The organism is Methanolobus sp. ZRKC4, assembly GCF_045291305.1.
Lineage (GTDB): Archaea > Halobacteriota > Methanosarcinia > Methanosarcinales > Methanosarcinaceae > Methanolobus.
Window position 1 is genome coordinate 820,310 of sequence record NZ_CP146983.1, and the last position, 26,035, is coordinate 846,344.

Genomic DNA, 26,035 nt, shown 5'->3' on the forward strand with positions numbered 1-26,035 from the left:
GGGAGATTATGCAGCAAAACGAAGCAATAACTGACAGGGATAATGTATTTTTTGAGGCAGGAATTAAACTTGGTGCCCTTTATCACCAGTTCACAGGATCACCTGTCAATCTGAAAACAGTGGGCAGCCTTGAAAAAGCAATACAGGAAAGTATTTCGGTCCAGCCATGTGTTGAAGATATCAAGGTTTCTATCAATAGGGACATGATTCGATCCAAACTAAACAGTGAGTATGGCTATTGTGAGCTGGAAGGACGCATGCTGGATGTCATGATCACTGCGAGCTTTAAAAGTGCAAAAGTGGATGTAAGTCTGGCATTTGACACAGAACTTGACTACCCACTTATGAAAATAGAAAAGATTTATTGATCACTGCAAGCCTTTGCTTCCTTGAAGGCTGCAACTACTTTTTCATTTTGCTCCTGTGTTCCCACAGTTACGCGAATCAGTGAATCACCGGCATTCTTGAATGACCTGCAATCTCTGACAATAATACCCTTTTTTAAAAGAGATTCTGCCACATTTCTTGCAATCATAGGAGCAACATCCACCAGCATGAAATTAGCCTGAGACTCATATGATTTGAAAGGAATGTTTTCTAATAGGAATTTGCGCCCTTCCTTTGAGCATATGATACTCTTTTTTAGATACTTCTTGTCACAAAGAGCTGCCACTCCAGCCATGACTGCAGGATAACTTACATTGAAAGGTGTTGCTATTTTCATATACTGAAGTTTAAGCCATGCTGGCATGAGTCCGTATCCTATTCTAAGACCTGCTAATCCAAATGCTTTTGAGAAAGTCCTGCCAATGATGATATTGTCGTATTCTAAGACCAGATGAGATAGATTACAGTCAGCGAATTCAACATAAGCCTCATCCACAAATACAAGTCCCTTTGTTGACTCAAGAATGGTACGTACATCATTCTCAGCCATTAATTTGCCAGTTGGGTTATTCGGGGAACAGAGGAATATCACCTTTGTTTTGTCTGAAATTGCATCTTTTATAGCTGCCACATTAAATGCAAGTTCCTTTGTGGGGGGTACGTGGATAGCAACCGCACCATTTGCACGGGCAGCGATCTCGTAATAGGAGAATGTAGGGGTAGGTAATACTACTTCATCGCCTGGTGTTATGAGTAATCTCATGAGGTTGTCCAGAAGGCCATCCATACCAGGTCCTGAAGCACATATGTTCTCCACAGGTAGGCTGGTATAGAGTGATATCGCATCAACTAATTCTGAAGCGTTAGCGGAAGGGTATATGTTAACTTTGGATGCAGTGGATACCAAAGCTTCAATTGCCAGAGGGGACGGACCCAGAACATTCTCATTTGAGCCTAATTTAATGATTTCAGATGGGTTGAATCCGTATTTTTTTGCAATTTCTTCAATCGACTTTCCTGGAATATATTCGGCAATAGAGGCAACAACATCTTTGATAAGGTCAGGCCTGCTCAAGTACGCTCACCACCCGGTCTATCTGCTCTTTTGTAATGACCAGAGGAGGTGCTATACGCAATACTGTTTCAGATGTGCAGTTAAGTAGTACGCCATTCCTACGACCATGCTCAACAATATCTGCGCATTTACGATCGAACTGAACACCCAGCATAAGTCCTTTTCCACGAACTTCAACAAGACCTTCTGTAGATAGGCCCGCTAGTTCATTACGGAAGTATTCGCCCATTTCTTTTGAACGCTGGATGAGATTCTCTTCCCGGATAATTTCAATAGATGCAAGTGCAGCTGCGCAGGCCAATGGACTGCCTCCGAATGTTGCGGCATGCTCACCACGGCCAAAGGAAACTCCCTCACGTGCAGCAATAGCACCCATAGGAAAACCTCCGCCAATTGCTTTGGCCATTGTCATGATATCAGGTTCAACACCGAAATGATCTTTGCAGAACCATTCTCCTGTCCTTCCAAAACCTGTCTGTACCTCATCGAAGATAAGAAGGGTTTCATTCTCATCACATATCTTGCGAACTTCCTTCAGGTAGCCTTTAGATGATACGTTAATTCCACCTTCTCCCTGTATTGGTTCAACCATCACTGCGGCTGTGTTTGGAGTAATGGCATCTGATATTGCCTGTGCATCATTGAAGGGGACAAACATCTCTTCCTGAACCAGGGGCTTGAAAGGAGCACGATACATATCTTTGTATGTCAGGCTCAATGCACCCATTGTGCGCCCATGGAATGAGTGTTCCACAGCTATAAAATCTGTTTTTTTAGTGTTGACCCTTGCAAGTTTCATTGCAGATTCCACTGCCTCTGTACCGGAGTTACAGAAGAATACACGGTCCATTCCGGTTATATTAACCAGTTGCTCAGCAAGCTTTGCCTGAGGCTCGGTGTAGTATATATTGGAGACATGCATCAGCTTTTCAGCCTGATTCTTTATTGCCTCTACAAGATGAGGGTGACAGTGCCCTACATTGGTCACTGCAATGCCGGCAACGCAATCAATGTATTCCCTTCCCTCAATGTCATGAACAATAGAACCCTTCCCGGTCGAAAGTACTATTGGCTGGCGGCCGTAGGTTTGCATTACATATTTTGAATCTTTGTCGAATATAGATTGTGAATCTAATGATGAGGAATTATAGTCCTGTTCCAAGTTAACACCTGTCCACTATAATATTAGAACTTCTTTTAAATCTGACTATCGATACAAATGAAAAAAAGAAAAATAGAAGTGATGTCAGACCACCGGTGAGGTTAACGACCACTTTAAAGAATGCATCTGTCTGGAACCTTTATCGCTATATAGAGGTGATAAAGGAATATAAGAATCGAAAGCTGGAAAATTGTAAGAATGGCACCTTTTACTGGGTCGTGCTGTGTGCTTCCCACAATGGAATTAATAGTAATCAATGCTTCAAAAAGATAAAGCACAAAACCAAACGTCAGGAATATAAAGTATTTTTTCAGATTTTTAAAAGAAACGTATATGCGTGAGCGTATAACATCAGCATCTATTTTCAAAAGTAAGTACGATGTCAGCAACGATAAAATAACTATGCACAGACGGACTGCAAGATCTATGAAATTGAACATTTCAATCGAATTCATAACCAGCCCCTCATTAATTTATGTGTATAATACTGCATATATCATTGAATATCCAGTTTCATCAATGGATGATTGTGTGTTATTATATATAAATACATGCATATAATTAAATATCCAGTTCCATCAGCTCATTATCGCTCAAAGCACCTTCATCTTCACGCTCAAAGATAAGGCCCCCTGGTGCACGCATTACACCATCCACACGAGCAGTTTCATGGATTGTCACAGACTGAGAATTAATCTCGCCCAGAATATGGGTGCCGGCAGCAACGTACACATTACCTCTTGAGATAATGTTACCATGGATTATATTGTCTGTTCCAAGTTTTACATCCTGAATAGTGCGGACACTTCCATAGAGAGTTGTTCCACTTTCCATTTCAAGGGAAGTTGCACGGATATTGCCCACCAGCCGGCAATCGTTTCCAATGACTGCCTTTGAAGGCACCTTGATGGCGTCCATGGAAATCTTGGAACCGTTGGGGATAATCATACTGTTGGAACCTATTGATTCGAGATCTTCATCATCAAAGAGGTCTTCTAACGCCTTTTCAACTTCTTCGTCTTTTCCAAGCCTTAAGAGTTCACTTATGTAAAGGAAAAGATAGACCATGACAGGAATAGGATTACGTACGACTATCCAACCCTTGGCCTCAAAACCACCGTTGATCTTGACATCATTACCGATATCCAGATCTCCTTTCACAACGAGCTTACCATCTATGGAAACGAACTCACCGATGTAGGCGTTTGAATCAGTCTTGACATTCCCACCTATCTGTGACCAGATATCTATCCTCACATCTGATTTAGAGACCAGGTCCCCGGCAAGTTGTACCCTTTCTCCCAGTATGGATGAATTGGATATTACGCCGTACCTGATATCCGAGTGGTTACCTACAATGACATCTCCGTCTACAACGATCGTATGTTCTTCCATTCTGGTTTTATCCGGAACAACAAAAGTCTTGAAAAATTCCTCTTCTATGTTTTCACGCTCCGGCTGGGGATTTACTCTATCAAAGCTATTATTATGACTTTATTTCCACGTATTTAATAGATATAGATTTATAAATAGTTATTCTAAGATTGTGCTATCCCGCGCCTTACATCAACCGCAGGACCTCTCTCCATGCAAATAGCTTCATGTGGGGACAATAATAATTGACCAGTTGCCATAATTGTGTCTGATTCGTCAACAATTATCACTTCATCGTCTGCACGCAATTCAGGATCAAGGGACAATACATGTTTTGCAAAGGTTGTTTTGCCTTTAGCTACAAAAGGTACCGCATCTTCACAGATGACCACTCTTGAGGTCGGTTTTTTGAGCATACCATGCAATGCAGCCGCACCGTCAATGCTGAGTGTAAGCATACCATCCTTTGCACGGACAGTTGCCACATGCTTTCCATTATGATGAATCTGCCTTACACGTTTGGTTTTTGAAAGCCTGAAATTTACACATTCAGGAAAAAGAACATCTCCACAGCCTTTTCCAAACTGGAAATCAGCCATTATACGCACTCTTTTAAGATTTTTTTCAGTCCCGGGCATAGATGCTAAATAAAGTATAAGCATTAAATTGATAGCGGTCCACAGATTAAACTCCTGCCGGACAATCCAAGAAAATGTATATAAGGAATATCGAACAGATTTATATATAATAATGACCAATTATAAACTGAGGAAGCGGGCTAACTGCTTGTAACTGTATTCAAAGGTATAGTAACTGTAACCAAGCAAAACCATTCATCCCCTCAAACAAACCCCGTTTCCTCTTTGCTCAATAATAGGGCCAAACTATTTTTCAAAATAATTATTTCCTGTTAGTTATATCTTTTTTACATCGGAACCATAGAACAAAAAATAAAAAGAGATTAACAGACGTTAACCTTTAACGACTCCCATGGGGAGAACACGTGCAACCTTTGTGGCAATCCCAAGCTTGTGCACGACATCAACAACATCACTACTGGATTTGTACACTGCTGGTGCTTCTTCGGCTATGAGTGAAGGCTGATTGGCCTTGACAATTATTCCCTGTGACATCAACTCTTTCTGAATCTCTTCACCACGAAGTTCTTTTTTTGCATGTTTGCGACTCATTACACGCCCTGCACCATGACATGCACTTCCAAAGCTTATATCCATCGAGCCTTCGTTGCTGCATAATACATATGAAGGTGTGCCCATGCTTCCGGGAATCAACACTGGTTGACCTATAGCAAGATATTTTTCCGGCAGATCAGGATGACCTGGTGGAAAAGCACGTGTAGCTCCCTTTCTGTGCACGTATACTTCCGTATTCTTCCCGTCGACATTATGCTCTTCGAGCTTCGCTATGTTATGAGCTACATCATAGACCAGGTCAAGACCAAGGTCCCCGAAGTCACCTGCAAAATGTTTCTCAAAGACCTCACGGGTCCAGTGCATGATCACATGCCTGTTGACCCAGGCATAGTTTGCGGCACATACCATTGCCTTGAAATAGTCCTGTGCTTCCTGTGACTGTGCCGGAGCACATGCAAGCTGCCTGTCAGGTAGAGATATTCCATATTTCTTCGAAGCCTGTGCCAACACCTGCAGATGGTCGGTACATATCTGGTGACCCGCACCACGCGAGCCGCAATGAATCATGAAAGTAACCTGCCCTTCCTCAAGGCCCATTGCAGAAGCAGCTTCTTCATCATATATCTCGTCAACATACTGGACTTCAAGGAAATGGTTTCCACTTCCCAGCGTGCCTATCTGGGGCCTTCCTCGTTTGCGGGCCTTTATACTGACTTTTGAAGGGTCTGCCCCTGGCATCATACCGTTGCTCTCACAATGACTGATATCTCCTTCTACTCCATACCCGTTCTCTACAGCCCAACGGACACCATGTACAAAAATATCATTGAGTTCACTATCATTAACCTTTCGACGGCTTTTTGAGCCAACACCTGAGGGTATTGCCTCAAACAGAGCATCCAGCAGTTCCGGAAGTTTAGGCCTGATGTCGCCCTCTGAAAGATTGGAGCGTATAAGGCGTACTCCGCAGTTTATATCAAAACCTACCCCTCCGGGACTGATGATACCGGATTCCTTATCAAATGCTGCAACGCCACCTATTGAAAAACCATAACCCAGGTGAGCATCAGGCATTGCCATAGAGTATTTCTGTATTCCCGGCAGGGTAGCAACGTTTGCCACCTGGCCCAGGGTTTCCATTTCAAGAAGATGAAGAAGTGACTCAGACACAAAGATTCTCCCCGGAACGTTCATTCCCGGCTTAAATCCTACAGGCACCTCCCATGTGTTGTCATTGATCTTTGTAAGAATATCATAGACTGAATTATTATTTTCCTCTGACATCATTATTCCTCTTGCCAAATTTCATCCTGTAAAATATGTATAAATGCTATATACTCTAATCTTATGAATACATTGATAATAAGAAACTGGTGGAATTAACAAATACAGAAATATTCAGGTATCCACTGTTGCCTGTATCATCCAGCCTTCGTCTGTCTTTTCTATTTTCATCTCGTTGTATGTGGCTGCTTTTACCTCGGTGTCAAATACATGAACAGAAAGGTCCATTGCTTCTCCATACAGCGTTGCAGACATGGAGCATTCTCCATCACTGACATTCAACTCATTGACTTTGACGCGACCAAAGACCATTTCGTCAACCTCAAAAACAAAGAGTATCTCAGAAAGCCAGTCAAAAAGAAGACTGTCGAGGTCAGGTGAGCTTAGTTCAACGTCCACCGAAGAATTGTTGCTAATCGAACTTGTATCCACCATGACATTGAGCATGGCAAGAGCAGCGTTCTCGAATGCTTTCTCAAGGCTTTTTCCGTAAGCTCGGAACCTGGCATCAGCTGTGTGTTCCAGATACTCATAATCCTTGTTCATATGAGATGACATGAACCTTAATTGACCCTTGTATAATTAAATCAGTCCCCCGACAAGTGAGTGTTTGCCGGCATTATTCAAGCTGTTTCCATATGTGCACTATGCGCTGGAAAGCTGTTATGTGGCTTCCTGCACCGATGATGATGATCATCCAGCCAAGCGATGAGAATCCGTATATTGTAGATGGGTACACAAAATAGACAACTGAAGAGAGCATTATGAGCACCAGTCTGTCAGCCCTTCCGATAATGCCACCGTAATATCTTCCAAGACGAAGTGCCTGTGCCTGCGTACCAAGATAACTTGTGAGTAGTACGCCCACTATGGCTATGGTGCCTATCTGCCAGTCCACGTAACCGCCAAAGAAGATGCCACAAATAATGAATACATCGGAATAACGGTCTATAACGTGGTCGAGAAAGTCACCTTTGGCACTGGCTACGTTGAGATAGCGTGCCATAAGTCCATCCATTGCATCAAGCAGAGAGTTAAGCGCGACCAGCAGCCCGGCTATCAATACAATAAAAGGGTCAAAAGCTGAGTAGTAGTAAAAAAAGCCCGCTAGTGCTGCAAACAAAAGTGAGAACAGTGATATCGCATTTGGAGATATGCCTGCATCTGCAGTTATCTTCGCCAGCGGCTCAAGTATTTTTGATGCTACGGGTCTTAGAGCATTGAATGTCATGGGTATTGTATCCAATGAGCATTTTTATGATTTAACGTTTTCCGGGGATTTGATTAGATTAGTTTTTCTTTGCAAGGTCATACCAGTATTTTATCTTGCAGGAATGCTCCACCTGGGTGGTCATGACATAGGCTTCATCCAGCACACGCCCGATTGCAAAGGTCCCGTGACTGTAAACGATAGCAGCTTTATGGGTAGCAAGCGCCGAGGAAACGTTGCCTGCAAGTTCATCAGAACCAATGCCACCCTTTATTATTGGTATCTCACCCAGGAAATACTGCCCCTCGCTGTCAGATGGCTCGATTGTCTCATCATCTGCAAGCAAGGACATTGTCACCGCAAAAGGACAGTGAGCATGTACGATTGCAAGCGCAGGGGTATTCTTGTAAATTGCACGGTGAACGATGGCTTCGGAAGAAGCAATTACGTCAAGTGCACATGTCCCGTCAAGCCCGACCTCCACTACACTATCTTCGGTGATTTCATCAAGAGCCGAGCCACTACGCGTGATTATCATCCTGTTGCCTACCCTTACACTGATGTTCCCGAAGTGAGATTCTACCAGTCCTGTATCAACAAGCTTCTTCCCTATCCTTGCTATTTCACGCCACATGGAGTTTCTCCGTATTTGTTACCATAAAATTTATCTGCGATTATGATATCTAAGGGAGTGCATCGCATAAATAGATGCGGAGCACTTACTATCACAGATGCCTCGGTGGCTCAGCCCGGCAGAGCGAGTGACTTGTAATCACTAGGTCGCGTGTTCAAATCACGCCCGGGGCTTTTTACTACTTTTTTAGACATACAATTATTACTCTTGGTGTAACATTTATCTCCCCTTGATTGCGATAAAACCTGCCGACAATTCAATTAAGAAAAATACCGTGTCTGTAAACTCGAACCAGGCACTGATAAAAAAGATATAAAGGCAATACTTATCGCCTATTTTAACTGATATTTTTTCATTTCATATTTTGCCATCAGATTGGAACCGAAAACGTATACCAGGATGATGATACCCAACCAGATAAAATGACCTCCAAGTTCAGGTCTGCCTAAATATTTCAAGAGTAAGCCTATACTGAATACTACCATATTTGCCATGCCTACTTTTTTATTCTTTTTTACCGTTTCCGCATACATCTCTTTGCGTACAAGGTATTCTTTTTTTTCATCCTTCACATTTTCACATCCAAGATATGTATAATATAAAACCAGTGGCTCAAAACCTTTTTGGCAAACCGGATGTATCTAATTAATAATTTGGTTCTTTCAAAAGCAAAAGGCATTTACACAAGAGATCGGAAATGCTTCCTACATATCGAGCTATTGATTTTCTGCTGATAAACATCCTTATATAAGCTCAAACTCACCTAGCACCATGAATCCGGGAAGCTCCAGAAAGAATATCAAAATTGGAATAAACGTAGGAATTGTTCTCAAGCAAGATCAGAAGAGTGGAAAAATAACCAAGGGTGTTGTCAAGAAAATCCTGACCAATTCCTCATCGCATCCGCACGGGATTAAAGTACAATTGGAAGATGGTCGGGTTGGAAGAGTAAAAGAAATCTACTCTGACACATAATCAATTCTATATTGTTGTCTTATCAGACATTTTTAGTATAGCATGCAAAACTCTTTTTGCAACTGGTACACCTTGATGCGGATTTATATGTTGCTCCAAAATCAGCCGGCTTACCTGAGCTAATTGAAACACAAACAATGGATTGGCTTAGGGGGATTGTCGCAAGGATTTGTGACCCACAGCTCGGACATACCACACTTTCAAGATTCATATCTACATTCCTCTCTGATTTCTCCCATAGAAATCACATTATAGGCAAAAAATACAAATGTAAAAAAAGTTTTCCAGGCAGATACCGATCAAAAAATGACCGTTGCGCATCTACCTTTTATTAAAAATTGTAGTTATACTAAAGTATAACTAGTATCTGGCTGGCCTGTGTTTCTGGAAGCATTCCCTGCAATATACAGGTCTGTCACCAGATGGCTTGAATGGTACTTCTGTTTCCTGTTTGCAATCTGAACAAGTTGCTTTATGCATCTCTCTTGGACCGCTTGATCTGAAACCGCCGCCGCCTCTATTGTTTCCGCCTCTGTTATTATTGAATCCCATATGTTTATCTCCTTAAGTTTGTTTAGTTCGCTCAGCAGAACCGATATTGTGAAGCACAGCATGACTGGTTTATAACTAGCCTGACAAGATTGCTCATTTCAATACGGCTAACCCAAATGTCCAAGCAATCATTAAAAGAAGCACTAAAAGCAGAGTAACCCTTTATTAAATCGTTGAGCAATCGAACTATTAATCTACACAGTACCCTATTTTATATAAATCCGCTGCTGTTAATTAACTTGTTGAAATTGTTCAAATAACGCAACTTGAACTATTAAAGAACACAAAAAAAGGCATTTCAGACTACTTGAAGAAAATTCATTATCCCATGACAATTACATGTTGTCGCAATAAAGAAGATCCTATCCTCAACAGAATACGTGTCAGTCTTTTCATTCACGGCTTTCGCGTGTTCCATTATAGACAGCATATGTTCTTTAAAGTCAATACCTTTTATTCCGCCAATTCCTGGCTTCATCTGGCAACTCTCAAATACCCAACCCTTATGGGAGGATAGTAACTTCTTAACATAAGCAGTTATAGTTTCAGGCTTCTCTCTTTTGAAGTTGTAACAGTATTTTTCAGGTCCCATGCAATTATCAGGACAGATATCACCCATTTTAGCATATGAGAACATAATGACACCATCATAGGGAGAGTTAAATACTACAATTCGCTCTGGTAATTCGGACATGGCATCATAGTAATATGCAGTCTGCTTTTCATCATTTTCTTCAAAAGCAAGATCTGATATCAATGGCCTGGGATAAATTGAACCCAGCATATCGATTGCCATATTAACGACAGCATGAGTAGGTACAGCAGGGATAATGTATTCCGGAATACCGGCTTCCAGAATTAGAGGAACATCATGAACATCCATGCAGTGGAAATAGACATTGTTTTCGTTTTCTTTTGATTCCCTATAAGTCCTGATGAGCCTGAAAAGTTCCTCCCTGTCAACTATTATTGAACTTTTTGAAGCATCTGCATTCTCATCAATATCAATAATTACAACAAACGGAAAAGATTGCTCTTTTGAATACCTGGCAAAATCACTTCCAATCTTTCCACCGCCCAACACAAGGTAGTAGTCTTCTACGACTTGTAGCGAGCGAAAACTGGCAATTCTCTGGTTCAGAATGGAAAGGAGATCATTGTTCACAATAAGAAATAGAAAAAGCAGTATATATCAGATTTGTTTTAAGAACAATCATGAAAAATGAGGTAAATGTATGAGGAAACAAAATGAAAATTATGGAGCAATAACATTACTCCACGAAAAGATCATTTTACTCTGTCACCGTATATTTTTCTCAAATGTTCTTTTGGATCAAAATCAGTCTTAAATTTCAGCTTGCCTGAATTAGACTGGATGATGACCTGCCACGTAATCTGAATCTCATCGTCATCCTGGCTACTCTTTTTCTTTATTTTTATAGAACTTATACCTGCATTTGGAATTGAAAAATTAGCTTCATTCTCCGCCAGTGCAGCCTGTGCGCTCATTCCGGCATACCTTTCTGCATACCTGAAAGAACCCTTCATCTGTGCACCCCACTGACCAAAGAAACCTTTTCCTTCTGCTTTGGCTTGATCACGGGACTCCTTGACAACCTGCTTCATAACGTCATTTGTTACCTTGGCAAATATAGTTGTATCAGGCGTTGCTACAAGCGTAAATGAATCGTAGGATAAACCTAACATTTTACTTCTCTTCATGTTCGGAACAATGCCGATTATTTCATCTTCCATAAAAACTCTCCTTGACATCCAATGGATGTGCTACCGCCATACACAACATAATTTAAACAATCATAGATGGCGATAAATAAAGGTGTACTAATAAATATATAAAGATTGTTATTTGAGGTGTGCTTTTGTTTTATTGTAACTATTCAGCCTGATAAAAACACTATCAATAGCAATCTTGACAAAAAGTTGAGACCTACATTTTATTAGGATCATTAATTTTGATTGTTGTCATTGATTGCTTTTTTGATTCTTAGGTTGTTAGTGAGCAAACATCTCCGTTTTGATTAAATCAGTATCAATAGGCTAATTGTGGTAGGCTGAATAGTTACGTTTTATTAAGAAAAAAGGTAACTATTCAGCCTGATAAAAACGCTATCAATAACAATCTTGACAAAAAGTTGAAACGTAAATTTCATTAGAATCATTTATTTTGATTGTTGCTATTGATTGCTTTTTTGATTGTTAGATTGTTAGTGAGCAGACATCTCTATTTCGATGAAATCAGTACCAATAGGCAAATCGTGCCAGGCTGAATAGTTACGAAAAAAGAATGGACTACACCGATACTTTCACAGATACAATTGAAAAATAGAACGTAGTACCAACATCAGCTTTGTATTCTAATTTGCTAAAAAACAATGGCATGAACTGCCATGACGGGTCAAAATCCAAAATAAAAAAGAAAGCACTCAAACAGATATTTCATTCTGCTTTTTGGTACTTGTCAATGATTTCCTGGAAAGAATCTGCAACGTATGACAGATTTTCCCTTCCCACTTGGAAGGTACTGAGCTTGAAATACTTAGTAAGTCCCGATTTAATACCGTGGATGTTCCTCTGTTTCAGCTCTCTGTACAGGAAATAGCGACCTTTCTTGGCAGTCTGTGAAATCTCATACAATACCGGGGCTTCAAAGAACATCAGGTCATGGTCGTGAGGCTTAGCTCCCATCTGCATGATCCCGAGGTCTTCAAGCCTTGAAGAGAACCAGCGGGCATCTGCAACTTCATCATACCACTTGTTCGTGCGTTGCACCACATGTGGAAAAGATGCTATCATAGTCATAAGGGGAGCTCCCCTGACAGTACAGCCCAGAAGCTCGATTTCCTTTTTCTTGTGGGTAGGAGATTTCTTGAATACGATGTCTGCATACTCTTCCTTAACACCAAGAACACCTATCGGACCGGAAGAAGCCATGGACTTGTGCCCGCTTCCTACAATAAAATCAGCTCCCATCTTTTTAGCATCAATGGGCATCCTTCCCACGGAATAAGCACCGTTAACCATCAGGGGTACATCATACCTGTGGCAAAGGTCGGATATCCTTTTTACATCTGCGAGGTTTCCATAGCTACCATCGGGATAGGTCACCTGTGCAAGTGCAGGTGCCTTACCGGTTTCCCGTATAATATCCTCAATCACAGTAGCATACCCCTCTTCATCCGTTTTATATTCCGGGCTGCCGCTGTGAGGGACGGTCCTTATGTTAAGCCCTGCACGCTGTGCGGCAACATATGAAGAATAGTGGGCAAGCTCATCAAGTACTACATAGTCACCTTCCTTTGCCATAGAATGCATCACAGCAAACTTAGACTCCCTGGCCCCGTGGGTGACTCTCACCTCATCCGTATTCAAAAACTCCGGCAGGGCATTATGCACAAATTCCTCAACCGGGGGCTTCTTGATAAGATCCAGCACCCCGCCACAGAAATCACAGACTGAATAGCCGTCTCCCCATTCAAGAAGAGTCTGACGTCCCTCTTCGGTAAGTTTGCCGCCTGTCTGTAAAGGATCGATGTTAATCGCATCCTTGGGCTCGCGTCTGATAAAACCAAATTTCTTAAGTGCTGCGTCATCAAGTACCATAATGTTTCCTCTGGTCTGAACTATAGTGAGTACTGAACTTTCCAATACTAGTTAAAAATGTTCATTGTAAATTATTTCTATATTTGAGATGAATCAAAGCCACGACTGACTCATAATTAAAAAAGAAAAGAGGGAGCACCTAAGGTGCTACTTCAAATTGCTTAGATATCTATAGAGGTCTTAAAAACTGACATGAACTCGTCACACTGGGTAACCAGACTGCTTGCAGCATCCTTTACCACATCTATAGGATCTGCTCCATCTGTTCTCACAAAAAGGATCGGATCACTTATTGATACGTGTTTCATATCATATGTTGCTATCTGAACCCTTTTGTCATCGAGAAGAGTTGACTTAAGCATATTGAGAAGAGTGTGATTTTCACCTATGATCTCAAGGTGCATCTCATCATCAGTTTTATCAATGATCTTCAATTCCATCTTTATTTCACCTAATTATAATTATCAATATAATATTCAGACAATTCCTGTTCCGTAGTCAGAAGAGATCTTTCTTTTCTCTATGCGACCACATATGGGGCATTTTAGTCTGTTGTTGTCTTTTACAAGATCTGTCCTGCATTTTGAACAATAAGCTTTCATAACTCCGAGAGATTTGCCATCAGTACTCAGACGCATATTCTGGGTATTAATTACCTTTGCTTTTACTACATCTGAAAGAGCAAACTCCTGGCCGAGGTTCTTGACATATGAATCCTTAACGTTAGATACGTGGATAGCTGCTGCGCCGTTGGTCTGGAATTCACGGTCACCCTTTCCCTTGATAGCTCCTATTTCCACCAGTGCAACGGACTCACGCATATTGACTACGCTCCCTACAATGATGTCACCTTCTACTATTTCAGGCGGGGTAGTTGTCTGTGGAACAATGGAGATAATCCTCGATTTACGGTCTATCATTACATACCCGGTGCCAAGTGAATGGATGTCTGCCACGTTGACATAGGTTCCATTACCTGCCTTGAACTCTTCCGTAGTTCCTACGAAGTCACCAGGCATTACAAAAACACTTTCTTCGATATTAACGTCGTCTTCGGTATCCATGTCATCTTCTTCCGTAGACCCTTTCTTGGGTTTCATATTCTTCTTTCCTGCTTCACTGCTTCGAACCTTTTTCTTCTTATCATCCACGGAGCCCTTTGTGGGTGCACCAGTAGCTTTCGGTCCTTTTACTGGAACCTCTATTTCGCCAGCCTGCTGGTCTTCGGAATTAGATGATTTGATCTTCCTGCGTGAAGTCTTTCGTCTATTTCTTATTCTAATAAGAATCCCTCATATAATTTGAAATCAATATAAAAGTGCATAAGATCCATGATATTTTTCAAGTAAGAACTGCATTAAATCATAAATTATTATCGCACAATGCGATAGATTTCTACCTTTACCATTTCTACTTCTTTTTTATGAAATTTAAATGTTCGTTTTATTGGAAATGCCGTTGTGTACCAATCTGTTATCCTGGCATCACCAATGAACTTATGAATAAAATCATGGCTCCCGCAATTATGAATGGAATATATCACATCACTGGCTTTCAACGCACTTAAAAGAAACGGTCGGTCACTCCCTTTGGTCTGCGCACCAAATGGAGGGTTCATAATAACCGTGTCAGCATGCCCATCGACCTCAAAAATATCGTTATGGACAAACTCGATATCCACTCCTAGTTTTTCAGCATTTTTCCGTGCAATCTCTAAAGCCTTATGGTCAACATCAAAACCGACCACCTTTTCAGCTCCAAGTAATTTTGCTCCGATTGCAAGAATTCCTGTGCCACATCCAAGGTCGAACACATCGCCCTCAAGATCACCCTGCATGTAAGCAAAATGCAACATCTCAGCAGCAAGTAGTGCAGGGGTGGCATATTGTTCAAGGGAAGCACTGGGTTTATCAAAACCATCTACCTGTTCAAGTAAGATCTCAAGCTTTCGTTGCTTCAATTTCATTCACCTGTGATCTCATCAAACACAAGGTCTTCCCAATCCCTCTCACCAAGCACGATCTCAAACTCCATGGGGGTCAACATTGGTGCATTGAACCTTCCGACTTCATCTATAGCAAGCCGAGGGCATGCCGTATTCACAAAAGAGTCCACCTTGAACTGCAATAACTGGTCCGGGGTGACAAGATCCATTGTGAGGATATGGGCTTTTTTGCCATGTTTCTTTGCCATGTTCTTCAGTTCCTCAGCAAGCTTCGTCCGATCCTGTCCGGGTTTTGTAGATACCACGATACCAAATACCTCAGCATCAAGTGACTTTGCTATCACCGCACTTCTTTGCCGGAGTATTCTGGAACTGTCAGCCTCACGAAGTTCATTCACAAATGGATCCGCTATAAGAACTCGTTTCTTTGTTGCCAGGGAAACGCCGAGTGGGTGAAACTGTCCGCTTCCAATGTATAGGTACTCATCACACTCTTCTTTCCTTGCAGCAGAGAAATTACATCCCAGTACCTGCCCAGGATATGCTATCTTACTATCGCCGGTACATATGATGCACTCTTTGCCGTGCTCTTTGAGAATTGAAGCTGCATCTTCCAGTTTCTGTACATGCTGAACTGTGCTTATCAGACCTATCTTTTGGCCCTGAAGCTTAGCAACAGCCAGCTTTACGACATCCTTAACATCCACAGCTGATCTTGTCTCAATGAAATACACCTTCTGTGAAAGTTTATTATCATCGAGGTGCGCATGGCCAAAGTGGAAAAGGATCTCTACTTTGTCAAGTAACGCCACATCAATGTCACATGCTCCGAAACATGGATTTCCTGATATGAATACAGTGACCTCTGTTTCATTCTCTATCCGCGAGGCAATTGCTGGGGAGCGCCTTTTGAAACCTTCCGGGAACTGTAATCCTATGACCTTCGCATCTGTATCCTTAATGACAGAGATGATACGGTCAAGCTGAAAATCAAAAGCTTCTCCTTCACTCATGAGCATCCTCTATGGAAACACCTTTTTCAGTTACATCGATACGTACCAGAGTCTTAACATTGATTCCCATATTCTTTAATCTTGAAAGGCCATCACCGCGTTCAATAATAACGATGGTGTCTGTGACAACGGCGCCAATGCCTTCAAGAGCTTTCATTAATGATTCAAGAGTGCCACCTGTGCTTATGACATCATCAACGATAAGCACCTTGTCTCCTTTTTTGACATCATTTACATAAAGCTCGCCTTTTGAGTAACCCGTTTCCTGTGAAAGCTTGATCTCGCCTTCAAGTTCATACGGCCTTTTTCTGATAATTGTGAATGGAATGCCTGTTTTCATGGATATTGCTGTGGCAAGTGGGATACCCATGGCTTCTATAGCAAGTATCTTATCAAAATCTTTGCTGACCATTCCTAATATGTGTTCTGTGATCTCCTCTAGAAGCTCAGGTTTAAGCTGCGGAACACCATCGGATACAGGATGAATGAAATAGTAGTATTCGCCCCTGCGGACAATAGGAGCATTCAATAATGATTCATGAAGTTTCTCAAGCATAGTTATGGCTTACAGCCTGCCAATATATAAAACCAGACCGTTAAATTAAAACTCCATGGTTATACTGCCACAAAAGCTGTTTTTTCATCTCTTTCCTGCCTTATGGCGGAATAGATATCTTCTTTGCTAAGAGATCTTGGATGATAGTAACTACCGTTACTCTGCATAGCAACATCCCTGGAAAGCTTTGAACCATTCTCACTGATATCGATTACCAGGACATTAATATGGTGCAGGGAAAGTTGCCTGCAGACCTGCATGATCTCCCTTCTGATATTACCACCCAGGTTAAGCGAACAGTTAGCTGTCCCGTCTGTAACAAGAACCATAATAGGAACCGCAGATGGCTCTTTTTTTAATTCTCTCAGCAATGTATCCAGTCCGGTGAGCATACCTGAAGCCATGGGTGTAGTACCTCCGAAGGGTACTTTCTCAAGGTATCGTTTGGCAGCCTCTACAGATGAGGTGAAAGGAAGCGCAATCTCTGCAGACCTTCCACAATAGGTTACAAGGGATACCCTGTCACGCTTCTGGTAGGCATCCTTCAGCAGGGCTATAACTACATCGGTTGTAATCCGTATTTTCTTATGGTCATCCATGGAGCCGGAAGTATCAAAAACAATATTTATCAGGCTGGAGATACGTCTTCTGCGCACTTTTTCCCTTATATCGCTCTTTTTTATCTCGATCTTCCCGTCCTTTGCATGGAAAGCCGCTGCACGTACAGTCGGAGCAATAGCAATATCCGTTATCTTCTCTCCGGGCATCCTGTACCTGACATAACGGCCGCGTTTACCCTTGGTCAATACCTCTGCACGCCTGCCGGATTTGAGCCTTCCGGAAGCAAGCCTTTTCTTCTGGGAATTCCTGGCAAAATCGTTGAGTATCTTTCCTACTGTCTTGTCATCTTTCAGGTCTTCAAGCAATTTTTCTGAGCTTGATTTTTCACAACTTGACGTTGATCCACTTCCAAATTCTGCTTCCAGTTCATCATGACTGAGGATAGGGACGTATTCCTTTGGGGTCAGCTCTACAAACACTTCAGGTTCATGCAGGCAAACGGGGGAATATGACTCAAAGATACTTTCTTCAAATACTGCTTGATGGGGTCCCTCAAAAGTAAATTCCTTCGTTGGTTCATCAGTTTCATTTGCCTCGGGTTTTAGCAGATCATCAAAAACTGATTTATTGCGTTCATCTTCATAAGATTCCTTTTTCGCAGACTGAACAAAAGTATCCGCAGGTAACACATCAGCAACCAATGAACTGTCCGGGTCAGCCATCTCAGCAGGTAGTACAACTGCATAATTTTGCGGTGCATTATCCTGTTGATTTTTGAATGCTGCTACTACTGCAGTATCTGATGTACCTATAAGGGGCTTAAAGAATACCTCCGGAGTCATTGCCATGTGATCCGAATCACTCACAATGTAAACATCCTCTATCTCAGCAGGCCTTATTTGCTCCATATTTGAATACAGGTTATCATACAGAGTCTCAGTGTCTTCCTTTGATAATTCAGAAACTGAGGTTCTGGGGACGCGCAGGCCAAGCACTGGTTCGCCTATGTACATCACCCTGATGTCATAGTTTCTTGAAAGATTCCTGCGCAGACGCAGGATAGTTTCTTCGCTGCTCATTCCCCACCCGATTTTAGACATTGCCCTCTACTACGGCACGTAACTGGTCTGCGCTGAACTCTTCTTCCTCGAAAGGCTTTTTGCGCATCCTGTGCGGCAGAACCATCTCCGCAGCTTCGATGATATCATCATTTGTGATACGTTCCCTGCCCTCATAAGCAGCATTGGTACGGGCTGCACGCTCGATCATGATATCGGCGCGGTGGCCATCAACATTAAAAGCAATGCATATTTCGGCTATCGTGCGCAGGTTATCCCTGGTGGTCGCTACCCTTGGAAGCAGTTGAATAGCCTTGAGTATCTTTGAGCGCAGTTTATCCTGCTCCGTCTCGAACTCACGTATGAAATGCTTGGGATCATCATTGAACTGATTCCTTCTCTCAACAATCTCGATACGCTGCTCTACATCGTAGATACCTGTAACTTCTACCTGCAGGGCAATCCTGTCAAGTAGCTGCGGCCTCAATTCACCCTCCTCAGGGTTCATGCTGCCTACGATGATAAAGTTTGCAGGATGGCTGACACTTACACCTTCACGCTCAACGGTATTAACACCCATCGCCGCGGCATCAAGCAACGCGTCCACTACAAAATCATCAAGCAGGTTGATCTCGTCAACATAGAGGATACCCCTGTTAGCCTGGGCAAGTATGCCCGGATCAAAAGCCTGGACTCCCTGACGGACCGCCTTCTCGATATCAAGACTGCCTACAACCCTGTCCTCTGTAGCACCTACCGGCAGGTCCACGACCTTCATCTGGCGCTTGTGAACCCGCAGGTTGCCATTCATTTTCTTTTCCAGACATTCCCAGCAGAATTTTTCAGGATCAGAAGGATCGCAGTTGAATCTGCACCCATCCACGACCTCTATTTCAGGAAGCACTTCTGCAAGTCCTCTTATAGCCGTTGATTTAGCGGTTCCTTTCTGACCTCGTATAAGTACCCCGCCGATTGATGAATTAATAGTATTCAGTATTAAGGCCCGGAGCATTTTTTCCTGACCCACAATAGCAGATACCGGGTAGAGTACCCTTTCCGTTTTTGTGGCCTTGCGGGCAATATCATCCAGATATTGTGAAGGGCCTTCCACGGTTTTTGGAACTTCTTTTATTGTTCCGGTAATGTTTGAACTCATATTATCGCCTTTTTCAGCATAAAATCTTACATATTGTCACTTGTTGTTTGTCAGTTGAATTTACAGATACCTTAGAATTATCGCAGAAATCAGGGCCAGGAACAAGAGTATAAGGCCTCCTACAAAAAAACTAAACACTATTCTGATATGCACTTTCTTTTCTGCATTCTTTGCAAGTCCATTAAGTTCATACAACGAGAATGAAGAACTTAGCAGGAAAAGAATCGATGACAACAGTAACAGTGACCCTGCTACGAGGATGTACTCTGCTGTCCATGTAAGAGCCTTTGCATTCAAAAGATCAAGAAAAAAGTCTTTCCCATGTCTCACATACGAAGCCGTGATCCATAACATGGTGTATGCAATTTCTGCGGCGCCCATTATTACTGAGCAGATCGCAGTTGTCATAAGCGTAACCATCATCCCTATGTCAGGGATCTTCAGATCAATTTTCCATTCATCACCCACAGTTTCACCTTGGAGTCTGTTTTGTATGGTATTCCCTCTAATTGAAGATAGCCAGTATATGCATTAAAATAATAAAAATATATGTATTAAAATATTTAGTGGTGTCAAGGGCAATAAAAAGAAAAAACAGCAGAACTATTGCAGAGTTCTACATTATTCTGAACTGTTCGAGTATATGTCTGGACAGATTACTACTTACGCTCACGGACTTCATCAAAGTATCAGTTCTGGACACATCACAGGCGAGATCAGTAAACCTTTTCTCATCAGCTGTATCACGTTTATCGAGCACCATGTGCTCAAGGAAATCAGAATAGTAAGAAGCAACACCAGCAGAGGATACATCAATTCCCCTGGCGTGCATTAGTTTCCCGGCGGGTCCGCTTACAGGTTCCTTTCCTATAATGGGACTTACGGCAATCACTTTTTTCTTCCGAAGGATATCCACCATTCCCGGAAGCCCTGCTATAGGACCGATGCTTGTTATTGGGTTGCTTGGTCCGATAAGCACCTTGTCATCATTCTCCAGCGCGCGCAGCACTGCAGGTGATATGGAAGCCCTGTTAATGCCTTCCTGGAACACGTCAAGCACCTCGGGTTCCCCGCGCTTGCCAATCCAGAAATCCTGGAAATGCCTTTTTCCTTCTGGTGTGCTTATCATGGAAGATACCGGATCATTGGACATGGGTAACACCTTTGCTTTCACTCCAAAGGATCGGCAAAGCTGAGTTATGGCTTCTGTAAGTGTCATTCCACTACGAATGAGGTCCGAGCGCATTATATGGGTCGCACGGTCAAGATCTCCCAGCATCATCCTTTCCCTGTGCCCCAAAGATTTCATAGTCTCATGGGTTCGGAAGGTATCACCTTCGATACCCCACCATTTTTTGAGATCTATCCTGTCCGAGAAGAGGTAAAGGACAGTATCAATGTCAGGTGTTACAAGGTTCCCGGACACCCACAGGTCCTCTGCGGTATTCACCACGACTGTGATGTCCTGTTCAGGAATCACTTTACGAAGACCGTTCAATAATTTTGGTGTGCCTGTTCCGCCTGAGAAGATGATCATTTACTTTCACCTGTGCCTTATCGGAATATCATTATAAGATGACGCATATTTGAAATATATGAAAGTCATCCGTGACCCGATTCATGGTTATATTGAGCTTGACACGCTCACGTTATCACTTATAGATTCCCCTCAGGTCCAACGTCTTAGAAGGATAAGCCAGCTTGGGCTGTCAAACCTTGTGTATCCTGGAGCGAATCATACTCGTTTTGAACATTCCCTTGGCGTGATGCATCTTGCAAGCATGCTAATTGGGAAAATAGATTCTGTAGCCGATGATGAAAAAGAGGAATTAAAGGTTGCAGCCCTTCTTCATGATGTCGGACATGGTCCATTTTCGCATGTTACTGAAGGTCTTACCAAACACTATACAAGACAACGGCATGAGGATGTCAGGGAAATGCTGAAAAAGGGTGAGATAGGGGATATATTAAGTGAAAATGGTTTAAACCCCGCAACAATCGAGGACCACATTCAGGGAAAGACAGACCTTGGAAAGATACTCAACAGTGAGATAGATGTAGACCGAATGGATTACCTTGTTAGGGATTCTTACTATACTGGAGTGGCGTTTGGTCTTGTGGACCACGTCAGGCTCATAAATGAGATGACGTTCTATGAGAACAAACTTGTTGTAAGTGCAGGTGGTGTCAAGGCAGCCGAGTCCCTTCTTGTTTCCAGGTTCCTGATGCATCCTTCTGTTTATTATCACCATGTTTCCCGAATAGGGGAGACCATGTTCACAAGAGCAGTGGATGATCTCATTCAAAAGGATTCATTAAATGCTTTTGATCTGCGAAAAATGGATGATTCCAGACTGTTTGAAATGATACGTAATGACGATGGCTATGCCGGGGAACTGGCAGCTAAACTGGATAACAGGAAGCTCCACAAGAGGGCCTTATATGTAGGGTTTGATGAGGTTGGTGAAGGGGTGCTCAAACATCGAAAGCACATCGAAAGAATAGAAATAGAGATCGCAGAAGATGTTGGTATTGAGCCTAAAAATGTTCTTATAGATATTCCTAAGAGTCCTGAGATAGCTGAAATGAAAGCGCTTGTGAAGGTAAATAACAGGATGTTGCACCTGGATGAAGCTTCAAATATTGTGGCAACACTTGAACAGGCCCACCACGATAACTGGAAAATGGGAGTCTACACTCCAAAAGAATACAGAGATGAAGTGACTAAGGCTGCGAAAGTCTTCTTTGATGTAAAGAGGACAACAAAACAGTTCCGTCTGAATGAGATGGAGGTGTAAGATGTATCAGATAAGAAAGGTGGTGGGCAGGATAAGTCTTACACTTGAATGGAAAAAGGCAGGAGACGATTATATTGCCTGCCTTACAGGTGGGGAAGAACATGTTGGGGCGGTAGCCGTGGGTTTTTATGATGGATCTTCTGGCAGGGCATCATCTTCGGTGATAACGAACCCAGGACACAGGGAAATGGATATTGCGTTACTTGGAGCAAAGGTATTCAGTGAAGCCAGCAAATCTACGTCGGTCTTTATAGTTGGTATTCATCTTGACAACATTACGAAAAAAGAGATAGTGGAAATTGTCTCAGTTTCAGAAAAAATGATTGACGAACTATCTGTAATTATTCATGAGGGTTTCTAATGGAAATAGTAATAGGTATCAGCGGGGCATCTGGTTCTGCTTATGGGATTCGTTTGCTGGAGGTTCTTTCTAAAACAGACATTATGGCTCATCTAGTCATAACAAGGGCTGCAAAGCAGATAATCGAGATAGAAACAGACTATGAGCTAAGTTACGTCGAAGGGCTTGCAGATGCACTATATGATGAAAATGAATTCACCGCACCCATTGCAAGTGGTTCACACAGGTTCGCGGGAATGATAGTTGCTCCCTGCAGCATGAAGACACTCGGTGAGATCGCAGGTGGTATGTCTGATAACCTTCTGGGACGTGCAGCAGACGTATGTCTCAAAGAGAAAAGAAAACTTGTTCTCATGCCACGGGAAACGCCACTTAACCAGATACATCTTGAGAACATGCTCAAACTTGAGAAAGCAGGTGCGATTATACTTCCGGCTTGTCCCGGATTCTATTCCAGGCCAAAGACCCTGGATGATCTTATTAATTCAATGGCAGGACGCGCACTTGATTTGATAGGAATCGATAATGAGGTTTACAAACGCTGGAAGTGATAGGGCTTAATCCTGTCGTTTCAGAAGATATATTTCAATAAAATACTTTTTAGAGACTAATGGGAATCCTTACAACACCCATTTCTCTTATCATAATGCTTTTTTCATTGGTTTTTTCTTCATTTTTGTCCATGGTATCCTCATTCTCACGAAACCTTTTTATATAATATATGCCATTTCAAAGCTACCCCTTCTGATTGGGATAGTAGGGTAGCTTGGTCCATCCTCGAGCGTTTGGGACGCTTGGACTGCGGTTCAAATCCGCGCTATCCCACCAAAACTTTTTTTAATTGTTTATTATGCTGATTTTCAATATTTTGTAGATTTTCGCATGGATTAGTTTTATAACATATCCGTAGTGAATAATGTCCCCATGGCAAACGTTAAGGTGAAACTTTTTGCAAACTTAAGAGAGATTGCACAAACATCCTCATTAACATTTACAGGGGATACTGTAAAGGACGTTCTGTTTACCCTTACAGAGCAATATCCTCCTTTGAATGAACTCATATTTGAAACAGGTGAAGACGTGAAACTTTGCGGTTACATCAATGTGTTCCTTAATGGAAACAACATCAAACACATGGAAGGACTGGCTACTATCCTCAATGACGATGACGAGCTGGGGGTTTTCCCTCCCGTATCAGGCGGATGAATTACACCGGATGGAACAAGAATGATATTCAGAGAACGTACCGATGTCGGTAAAGCAAAAGAGATGTTCCTTGGGCAGATAACAGGGACAGAAAAAACAGAGGCACTTCCTGCAATATCATCTATAGGCAGGGTGCTTTCAACAAGTATACTTGCACCACGTAACGTGCCACATTACCGCCGTTCCGCCATGGACGGCTTTGCAGTCAGATCAGTTGATCTTATGGGGGCATCACCTACAAATCCAGTAATTCTGAACGTATCAGACGAGATTATGGAAGGCACATGCGTTCCTGTGAATACTGGTGATTATGTTCCCGATGATTCTGATGCTGTGCTTATGATGGAAGATACAATCTCCATTGGAGACATGATCGAGATTCGGGCACAGGTACATCCCGGAAAGAACGTGGGTGAGATTGGGGAAGATGTCAGGAAGAACGAGCTCATATTCAACAAAAGCCATCTTCTAAGGCCATGCGATGTTGCTGTGCTTGCATCTCTTGGAATTATTGATGTGAAGGTGTATGTCAAACCTGTTGTTGCAATCATTCCTACAGGTAACGACCTGCTGCCTCTGCCCGGGGATGATGTTCCGGCACCCGGGAAGACACTGGACATCAATAGCCTCATGATTGGGAAATATGTTGAGAAATGGGGCGGAATTGCGCGATACTGTGACATTGTCCCTGAGGACAAACAACTCATAGAGGATGCAATCAAAACCAATCTCGACACCGATATGATAGTCATATCCGGCGGAACTTCAGTCGGGGAGAAGGATTATGTTCCGGTAGTAGTTGAAAAACTGGGAACGAAACTTGTTCATGGGGTTGGACTTAGCCCTGGAAAACCCACTGCATTGGGTATTGCAGACAATGTACCGATACTCTGTATGCCAGGATATCCTGCGGCAGGTCTTGTAGCACTCTTTGCATTTGGGAAACCTGCGCTGAGAAAGGCAGGAAATATCCCTGATATCCCTGATACAAAAGTAAAAGCAACTTTAAGCGGTAAAATAATGTCACGAGAAGGATACGTCAGTTATGCAAGGGTCATTCTCGAGGGTAATATTGCTCATCCGCTCATGACAGCAGGTGCCGGTATATTAAGTTCCATTGCAAAATCTGATGGATTCGTTATAATTCCGGAAAACGTGGAAGGATGCGAAGAAGGAAGCAAAGTGGAAGTTGTACTGATTGAATAATAATTCTTCCCTAAGCCGGGTCCTTGAACTTCTGACAATAGGTGCAGGAGGATTTTTTGGGGCAATTTCACGATTTATGATTGCAGGTCAGTTAGAGCCTGCATCAGGTACTCTTGTTGTCAATGTTCTGGGGAGCATATTGCTTGGTTTTCTGATGTACAACTCCGAATATCTTGGTTATGTGTCCCCAAGAATCAGACTCTTCTTCGGTATTGGTTTTTTAGGTTCATTGACTACATTTTCCACATTTACAGTTCAGACATTCCAGATGTCCTTTATTGAAGCGGCATTCAATGTCCTTGCAAATCTACTCCTGACACTTGGTGGAGTGTTCACAGGAAGGGGTATCATTGTATATATTGTAAAAAGGAGGGAAGGGAGCAGTGGTCTCTGAAATCCTGCTTGTAGGTACAGGTGGGTTCATCGGTGCAATGTTGCGATATCTTGTATCTGGTGCAATTCCCCGAATTAATGATATTCCTTCTGGAACCCTTGCTGTAAACGCAATTGGCAGTTTTGTGCTGGCAGCAATGACATTCTCATCTGTTGAAGCTTCCCTCAGGTTCTTTGTTAGCATCGGAATGCTTGGTTCTTTCACTACCTTTTCGACCTTTGCATACGAAAGTTTCAAGTTGCTTGAAGAGGGGGAAAACAAGTATTTTTTAATGAATGTGCTTCTCAATGTAAGTGTATGTCTCTGTGCAGCATTTCTAGCATATGGGATAACTATTCCATAGGCATGCTTCC

The 26,035-nt window shown here is 42.4% G+C and carries 32 protein-coding genes and 2 tRNA genes; 11 read left to right on the plus strand and 23 right to left on the minus strand.

Annotation, left to right across the window (positions count from 1 at the left end; translation table 11 throughout):
* Positions 1–8 precede the first annotated feature (8 nt).
* Positions 9–368 carry a dihydroneopterin aldolase family protein gene (locus V7O67_RS04300; RefSeq protein ID WP_342306043.1) on the plus strand — a complete coding sequence of 120 codons (360 nt, stop codon included), beginning with the start codon at positions 9–11 and terminating at the stop codon, positions 366–368.
* Here V7O67_RS04300 and hisC read toward each other — a convergent pair.
* The 9 genes from hisC to V7O67_RS04345 all read right to left on the minus strand — a co-directional run bounded on the left by hisC (position 362) and on the right by V7O67_RS04345 (position 8,280).
* Positions 362–1,462, minus strand: coding sequence for a histidinol-phosphate transaminase (hisC, locus tag V7O67_RS04305; protein WP_406671000.1), 1,101 nt, complete (start codon positions 1,460–1,462; stop codon positions 362–364). The genes V7O67_RS04300 and hisC overlap by 7 nt on opposite strands.
* Positions 1,449–2,555 (minus strand): acetylornithine transaminase, encoded by a 1,107-nt coding sequence (locus V7O67_RS04310; RefSeq protein ID WP_342306403.1) that lies wholly within the window; start codon positions 2,553–2,555, stop codon positions 1,449–1,451. The genes hisC and V7O67_RS04310 overlap by 14 nt, the downstream gene beginning before the upstream one ends.
* Positions 2,556–2,737: 182 nt before the next feature.
* Positions 2,738–3,079, minus strand: a complete 342-nt coding sequence (locus V7O67_RS04315; protein ID WP_406671002.1) for a hypothetical protein — start codon at positions 3,077–3,079, stop codon at positions 2,738–2,740.
* Between the two features lie 106 nt (positions 3,080–3,185).
* The gene (locus V7O67_RS04320) at positions 3,186–4,019 is read right to left on the minus strand and encodes an acyltransferase (RefSeq protein WP_406671004.1); all 834 of its coding nucleotides are present in this window, start codon (positions 4,017–4,019) and stop codon (positions 3,186–3,188) included.
* Between the two features lie 143 nt (positions 4,020–4,162).
* Positions 4,163–4,636 carry a PUA domain-containing protein gene (locus V7O67_RS04325; protein ID WP_406671006.1) on the minus strand — a complete coding sequence of 158 codons (474 nt, stop codon included), beginning with the start codon at positions 4,634–4,636 and terminating at the stop codon, positions 4,163–4,165.
* Positions 4,637–4,969: 333 nt separating this feature from the next.
* A complete protein-coding gene (locus V7O67_RS04330) occupies positions 4,970–6,436 on the minus strand; it encodes an RtcB family protein (protein ID WP_406671007.1) in 1,467 nt (488 codons plus the stop codon).
* Between the two features lie 114 nt (positions 6,437–6,550).
* Positions 6,551–6,994, minus strand: coding sequence for an archease (locus tag V7O67_RS04335; protein WP_342306038.1), 444 nt, complete (start codon positions 6,992–6,994; stop codon positions 6,551–6,553).
* Positions 6,995–7,055: 61 nt separating this feature from the next.
* On the minus strand, positions 7,056–7,667 hold the full coding sequence (locus V7O67_RS04340; protein WP_342306037.1) for a CDP-alcohol phosphatidyltransferase family protein: 612 nt from the start codon (positions 7,665–7,667) through the stop codon (positions 7,056–7,058).
* Between the two features lie 58 nt (positions 7,668–7,725).
* Entirely contained in the window at positions 7,726–8,280 is a 555-nt protein-coding gene (locus tag V7O67_RS04345; RefSeq protein ID WP_406671010.1) for an aldolase, read from the minus strand.
* Between the two features lie 99 nt (positions 8,281–8,379).
* On the opposite strand from V7O67_RS04345, the gene V7O67_RS04350 reads away from it, so the two are divergent.
* Positions 8,380–8,453: transfer RNA gene (locus tag V7O67_RS04350), tRNA-Thr, on the plus strand.
* Positions 8,454–8,612: 159 nt separating this feature from the next.
* Here V7O67_RS04350 and V7O67_RS04355 read toward each other — a convergent pair.
* Positions 8,613–8,852, minus strand: a complete 240-nt coding sequence (locus V7O67_RS04355) for a hypothetical protein (protein WP_342306035.1) — start codon at positions 8,850–8,852, stop codon at positions 8,613–8,615.
* A gap of 199 nt (positions 8,853–9,051) precedes the next feature.
* Between V7O67_RS04355 and V7O67_RS04360 the strand changes: the two genes are divergently transcribed.
* The gene (locus tag V7O67_RS04360; protein WP_342306033.1) at positions 9,052–9,255 is read left to right on the plus strand and encodes a YwbE family protein; all 204 of its coding nucleotides are present in this window, start codon (positions 9,052–9,054) and stop codon (positions 9,253–9,255) included.
* A gap of 360 nt (positions 9,256–9,615) precedes the next feature.
* Here the strand turns inward: V7O67_RS04360 and V7O67_RS04365 are convergent, their stop codons facing one another.
* The 13 genes from V7O67_RS04365 to cofD all read right to left on the minus strand — a co-directional run bounded on the left by V7O67_RS04365 (position 9,616) and on the right by cofD (position 21,254).
* Positions 9,616–9,807 carry a CxxC-x17-CxxC domain-containing protein gene (locus tag V7O67_RS04365; protein ID WP_406656522.1) on the minus strand — a complete coding sequence of 64 codons (192 nt, stop codon included), beginning with the start codon at positions 9,805–9,807 and terminating at the stop codon, positions 9,616–9,618.
* A gap of 298 nt (positions 9,808–10,105) precedes the next feature.
* The gene (locus V7O67_RS04370) at positions 10,106–10,972 is read right to left on the minus strand and encodes a hypothetical protein (protein WP_342306032.1); all 867 of its coding nucleotides are present in this window, start codon (positions 10,970–10,972) and stop codon (positions 10,106–10,108) included.
* Between the two features lie 122 nt (positions 10,973–11,094).
* Entirely contained in the window at positions 11,095–11,562 is a 468-nt protein-coding gene (locus V7O67_RS04375; RefSeq protein WP_342306031.1) for a hypothetical protein, read from the minus strand.
* Positions 11,563–12,264: 702 nt separating this feature from the next.
* Positions 12,265–13,428: an O-phospho-L-seryl-tRNA:Cys-tRNA synthase gene (gene pscS / locus V7O67_RS04380; protein ID WP_406671013.1), complete on the minus strand. Its 1,164-nt coding sequence runs from the start codon at positions 13,426–13,428 to the stop codon at positions 12,265–12,267.
* Positions 13,429–13,589: 161 nt separating this feature from the next.
* Complete coding sequence (locus tag V7O67_RS04385) at positions 13,590–13,868, minus strand: DNA-directed RNA polymerase subunit L (RefSeq protein ID WP_342306029.1); 279 nt, start codon at positions 13,866–13,868, stop codon at positions 13,590–13,592.
* Positions 13,869–13,904: 36 nt separating this feature from the next.
* Positions 13,905–14,579, minus strand: a complete 675-nt coding sequence (locus V7O67_RS04390) for an exosome complex RNA-binding protein Csl4 (RefSeq protein WP_342306028.1) — start codon at positions 14,577–14,579, stop codon at positions 13,905–13,907.
* A 221-nt stretch (positions 14,580–14,800) separates the two neighbouring features.
* Positions 14,801–15,388, minus strand: a complete 588-nt coding sequence (locus V7O67_RS04395) for an METTL5 family protein (RefSeq protein WP_342306027.1) — start codon at positions 15,386–15,388, stop codon at positions 14,801–14,803.
* Between the two features lie 2 nt (positions 15,389–15,390).
* A complete protein-coding gene (gene dph2, locus V7O67_RS04400; protein ID WP_342306026.1) occupies positions 15,391–16,386 on the minus strand; it encodes a diphthamide biosynthesis enzyme Dph2 in 996 nt (331 codons plus the stop codon).
* Complete coding sequence (hpt, locus tag V7O67_RS04405; protein ID WP_406671015.1) at positions 16,379–16,942, minus strand: hypoxanthine/guanine phosphoribosyltransferase; 564 nt, start codon at positions 16,940–16,942, stop codon at positions 16,379–16,381. The genes dph2 and hpt overlap by 8 nt, the downstream gene beginning before the upstream one ends.
* Positions 16,943–17,001: 59 nt before the next feature.
* Positions 17,002–18,603, minus strand: a complete 1,602-nt coding sequence (locus tag V7O67_RS04410; protein WP_406671017.1) for a VWA domain-containing protein — start codon at positions 18,601–18,603, stop codon at positions 17,002–17,004.
* Positions 18,596–19,717 carry an ATP-binding protein gene (locus tag V7O67_RS04415; RefSeq protein WP_406671019.1) on the minus strand — a complete coding sequence of 374 codons (1,122 nt, stop codon included), beginning with the start codon at positions 19,715–19,717 and terminating at the stop codon, positions 18,596–18,598. The genes V7O67_RS04410 and V7O67_RS04415 overlap by 8 nt, the downstream gene beginning before the upstream one ends.
* A gap of 60 nt (positions 19,718–19,777) precedes the next feature.
* On the minus strand, positions 19,778–20,185 hold the full coding sequence (locus V7O67_RS04420) for a hypothetical protein (RefSeq protein ID WP_406671021.1): 408 nt from the start codon (positions 20,183–20,185) through the stop codon (positions 19,778–19,780).
* A gap of 148 nt (positions 20,186–20,333) precedes the next feature.
* A complete protein-coding gene (gene cofD / locus V7O67_RS04425; protein ID WP_406671022.1) occupies positions 20,334–21,254 on the minus strand; it encodes a 2-phospho-L-lactate transferase in 921 nt (306 codons plus the stop codon).
* 58 nt (positions 21,255–21,312) lie between these two features.
* Here cofD and V7O67_RS04430 point away from each other — a divergent pair, with 58 nt between their 5' ends.
* The 8 genes from V7O67_RS04430 to crcB (V7O67_RS04465) all read left to right on the plus strand — a co-directional run bounded on the left by V7O67_RS04430 (position 21,313) and on the right by crcB (V7O67_RS04465) (position 26,025).
* Positions 21,313–22,515 (plus strand): HD domain-containing protein, encoded by a 1,203-nt coding sequence (locus tag V7O67_RS04430; protein ID WP_342306401.1) that lies wholly within the window; start codon positions 21,313–21,315, stop codon positions 22,513–22,515.
* 1 nt (position 22,516) lies between these two features.
* Positions 22,517–22,876, plus strand: coding sequence for a hypothetical protein (locus tag V7O67_RS04435; RefSeq protein WP_342306019.1), 360 nt, complete (start codon positions 22,517–22,519; stop codon positions 22,874–22,876).
* Positions 22,876–23,427: a UbiX family flavin prenyltransferase gene (locus tag V7O67_RS04440; protein ID WP_406671024.1), complete on the plus strand. Its 552-nt coding sequence runs from the start codon at positions 22,876–22,878 to the stop codon at positions 23,425–23,427. The genes V7O67_RS04435 and V7O67_RS04440 overlap by 1 nt, the downstream gene beginning before the upstream one ends.
* A 199-nt stretch (positions 23,428–23,626) precedes the next feature.
* A tRNA-Pro gene (locus V7O67_RS04445) sits at positions 23,627–23,704 on the plus strand.
* A 96-nt stretch (positions 23,705–23,800) separates the two neighbouring features.
* On the plus strand, positions 23,801–24,082 hold the full coding sequence (locus tag V7O67_RS04450; RefSeq protein WP_342306017.1) for a ubiquitin-like small modifier protein 1: 282 nt from the start codon (positions 23,801–23,803) through the stop codon (positions 24,080–24,082).
* A 21-nt stretch (positions 24,083–24,103) separates the two neighbouring features.
* Positions 24,104–25,288, plus strand: coding sequence for a molybdopterin molybdotransferase MoeA (locus V7O67_RS04455; RefSeq protein WP_342306016.1), 1,185 nt, complete (start codon positions 24,104–24,106; stop codon positions 25,286–25,288).
* Positions 25,281–25,682, plus strand: a complete 402-nt coding sequence (crcB, locus tag V7O67_RS04460) for a fluoride efflux transporter CrcB (protein WP_342306015.1) — start codon at positions 25,281–25,283, stop codon at positions 25,680–25,682. Before V7O67_RS04455 ends, crcB (V7O67_RS04460) begins: the two co-directional genes overlap by 8 nt.
* Positions 25,672–26,025 (plus strand): fluoride efflux transporter CrcB, encoded by a 354-nt coding sequence (gene crcB, locus V7O67_RS04465; protein ID WP_342306014.1) that lies wholly within the window; start codon positions 25,672–25,674, stop codon positions 26,023–26,025. Before crcB (V7O67_RS04460) ends, crcB (V7O67_RS04465) begins: the two co-directional genes overlap by 11 nt.
* Positions 26,026–26,035 lie beyond the last annotated feature (10 nt).

Coding starts and splice junctions, on each gene's coding strand:
- V7O67_RS04300 (WP_342306043.1), top strand. CDS start 9: ATGCAGCAAAACGAAGCAATAACTGACAGGGATAATGTATTTTTTGAG.
- V7O67_RS04310 (WP_342306403.1), bottom strand. CDS start 2,555: ATGCAAACCTACGGCCGCCAGCCAATAGTACTTTCGACCGGGAAGGGT.
- V7O67_RS04315 (WP_406671002.1), bottom strand. CDS start 3,079: ATGAATTCGATTGAAATGTTCAATTTCATAGATCTTGCAGTCCGTCTG.
- V7O67_RS04320 (WP_406671004.1), bottom strand. CDS start 4,019: ATGGAAGAACATACGATCGTTGTAGACGGAGATGTCATTGTAGGTAAC.
- V7O67_RS04325 (WP_406671006.1), bottom strand. CDS start 4,636: ATGCCCGGGACTGAAAAAAATCTTAAAAGAGTGCGTATAATGGCTGAT.
- V7O67_RS04330 (WP_406671007.1), bottom strand. CDS start 6,436: ATGTCAGAGGAAAATAATAATTCAGTCTATGATATTCTTACAAAGATC.
- V7O67_RS04335 (WP_342306038.1), bottom strand. CDS start 6,994: ATGTCATCTCATATGAACAAGGATTATGAGTATCTGGAACACACAGCT.
- V7O67_RS04340 (WP_342306037.1), bottom strand. CDS start 7,667: ATGACATTCAATGCTCTAAGACCCGTAGCATCAAAAATACTTGAGCCG.
- V7O67_RS04345 (WP_406671010.1), bottom strand. CDS start 8,280: ATGTGGCGTGAAATAGCAAGGATAGGGAAGAAGCTTGTTGATACAGGA.
- V7O67_RS04360 (WP_342306033.1), top strand. CDS start 9,052: ATGAATCCGGGAAGCTCCAGAAAGAATATCAAAATTGGAATAAACGTA.
- V7O67_RS04365 (WP_406656522.1), bottom strand. CDS start 9,807: ATGGGATTCAATAATAACAGAGGCGGAAACAATAGAGGCGGCGGCGGT.
- V7O67_RS04375 (WP_342306031.1), bottom strand. CDS start 11,562: ATGGAAGATGAAATAATCGGCATTGTTCCGAACATGAAGAGAAGTAAA.
- pscS (WP_406671013.1), bottom strand. CDS start 13,428: ATGGTACTTGATGACGCAGCACTTAAGAAATTTGGTTTTATCAGACGC.
- V7O67_RS04385 (WP_342306029.1), bottom strand. CDS start 13,868: ATGGAATTGAAGATCATTGATAAAACTGATGATGAGATGCACCTTGAG.
- dph2 (WP_342306026.1), bottom strand. CDS start 16,386: ATGAGTGAAGGAGAAGCTTTTGATTTTCAGCTTGACCGTATCATCTCT.
- hpt (WP_406671015.1), bottom strand. CDS start 16,942: ATGCTTGAGAAACTTCATGAATCATTATTGAATGCTCCTATTGTCCGC.
- V7O67_RS04410 (WP_406671017.1), bottom strand. CDS start 18,603: ATGTCTAAAATCGGGTGGGGAATGAGCAGCGAAGAAACTATCCTGCGT.
- V7O67_RS04415 (WP_406671019.1), bottom strand. CDS start 19,717: ATGAGTTCAAACATTACCGGAACAATAAAAGAAGTTCCAAAAACCGTG.
- cofD (WP_406671022.1), bottom strand. CDS start 21,254: ATGATCATCTTCTCAGGCGGAACAGGCACACCAAAATTATTGAACGGT.
- V7O67_RS04430 (WP_342306401.1), top strand. CDS start 21,313: ATGAAAGTCATCCGTGACCCGATTCATGGTTATATTGAGCTTGACACG.
- V7O67_RS04435 (WP_342306019.1), top strand. CDS start 22,517: ATGTATCAGATAAGAAAGGTGGTGGGCAGGATAAGTCTTACACTTGAA.
- V7O67_RS04440 (WP_406671024.1), top strand. CDS start 22,876: ATGGAAATAGTAATAGGTATCAGCGGGGCATCTGGTTCTGCTTATGGG.
- V7O67_RS04450 (WP_342306017.1), top strand. CDS start 23,801: ATGGCAAACGTTAAGGTGAAACTTTTTGCAAACTTAAGAGAGATTGCA.
- V7O67_RS04455 (WP_342306016.1), top strand. CDS start 24,104: ATGATATTCAGAGAACGTACCGATGTCGGTAAAGCAAAAGAGATGTTC.